This is a genomic window from Paraburkholderia guartelaensis (assembly GCF_004353905.1).
Lineage (GTDB): Bacteria > Pseudomonadota > Gammaproteobacteria > Burkholderiales > Burkholderiaceae > Paraburkholderia > Paraburkholderia guartelaensis.
The window spans coordinates 1-1655 of record NZ_SMOD01000142.1 but is presented as its reverse complement, the minus strand read 5'-3'; the positions used below and the strand labels follow the sequence as shown (position 1 = coordinate 1655).

The 1655-nt window shown below is 59.8% G+C and carries 1 protein-coding gene; it reads right to left on the bottom strand.

The genetic code is table 11. The annotated features are described in order from the left end of the window. Nucleotides 1-423 precede the first annotated feature (423 nt). Complete coding sequence (locus tag E1N52_RS43615) at nucleotides 424-1572, bottom strand: IS110 family RNA-guided transposase (RefSeq protein WP_133191250.1); 1149 nt, start codon at nucleotides 1570-1572, stop codon at nucleotides 424-426. Nucleotides 1573-1655: the final 83 nt, after the last annotated feature.

The window sequence follows — 1655 nt, the reverse complement described above, 5'->3', positions numbered from 1 at the left end:
GCCTCGAAATAGCTTCTATGRGGTATTCGAAGTCAAGCCCCCTCGATAGCGATTTTGATCGCCAGATTCTCTCTTTGGACTCCACGAGTTATCCTCGGCCTGCCGGCGGGGTCTCCTCATGTGGCCACGACGCCGGCAGGCGGTGGATAACTCGTGTGCGTCAACAAGTGGTTATCGGCTTTCTTTCCCTCCTGCTCAACACGTCAATAGTCTTTGGTTCGGAGCGCTCGATGTCGGGCGTATGCCCGATCTAACTTCTATCCGTGCCGGCACCACGGCCGGTCACCCTATACCGCATGCGCTAACGCGGGCAGCGCTCCGTTCGGACGCGCCCCATCTGAAGGACGATTGCCTTTCGGGCAATCCTGCTATTTCACGGGCGCGCAAACCTTGAGACTCGTGCCGTCTGTCGACGCAGATGGTTCAGGTCGCAACCACACTGCGGTCTGCCTTGAGGGTTGCTCCAATCGGAATCTCACCATGCTCCGCATACCGCCATAGCGCGATCGCGAGACGACGAGCTAGTGCAATAATGCCGATACGTCGGGCACGCTTTCCTGCGCCAGCAAATCGTTTATGGAACCATTGGCTCAGTTTGCTTGCGGGCTGGTGGCGTAGCCAGCACCATGCGAGTTCGACCATGAGCCAGCGACAGCGCCTGTTGCCGGCCTTGCTGATGCCTTGTTCTATTTCGCTGGTCCCGCTGCTATATGGCGTGGGCGCAAGGCCCAGGCAGGCGGCAAGCTCTCGACGGTTGTGAAACTTGCGCCAACCAAACAACTCCTTGAGCAGAGTCCATGCACTTCCGGTACCGACACCGGTCAGGCGCGCTAACGCCGCAATTGAGGGTTGCGCGCCGCCGCGGACTTGCTGCTCCTGAAATCCCTCAAGCGTCTTGATTTGGTGGATCACAAGTGAGAGTCGCTCAAATTCACGCTCGATTTCGGCACGCAGGGCGGGGAGCAACTGCTGRGCGTGCCCGGCCCACCAGCGGGCCCAGTTACGACCGCCTACGCGCTCTACGCGCAGGTTGTGCAGCACCAGAAGCGAACGGATCCGATTGATGTGAGCGGTGCGCTCGTGTCGCAGGCGCTCGAGTTCACGATGCACGCGACGTTCATCTTCCTGCTGTGCGCTTGGGACTCGCGCGACTGCCCAGACCCKACGTTCGCCAGCGTAGTAGCGCATCAGCATGGAAAGCAGCTTGTCGGCGTCAAGACGGTCGGTCTTCGCACGTCGTGAGCGTCGGTTCACCTCAATACTTGCCGAGTCGACGACGAGACTGACAATCCCTTGTACGCTTAGCCAACGGTGCAACCAGAAGCCGTCGCGGCCCGCCTCATAGCAGCTCACCACCAAGGTGTCAGGGTGCAGATGACAGCGAGCTTTGGCTTTCGCGATAGCGGTCAGGACGGAAGCGGTGTCGCCGGCCGCTACCGTGCAACGGCTGGGAGCACGTACGCCATCACCGAGTGACAGCTTCCAGTTCTTTTCGCCCAATTCAAAGGCGACAAACAGCCTGCAGGTGATCGCGGTGTCCTGTGCGTGCAGGGTTCTCTCGGGTGCGTCCATTTGCGTGCTCCTTCCGGGAAACGGTCCAGACAAACCGTTTTACTCCTGGGGGCTTACGCGGGCTGTCCCTCATAGTATCTGAA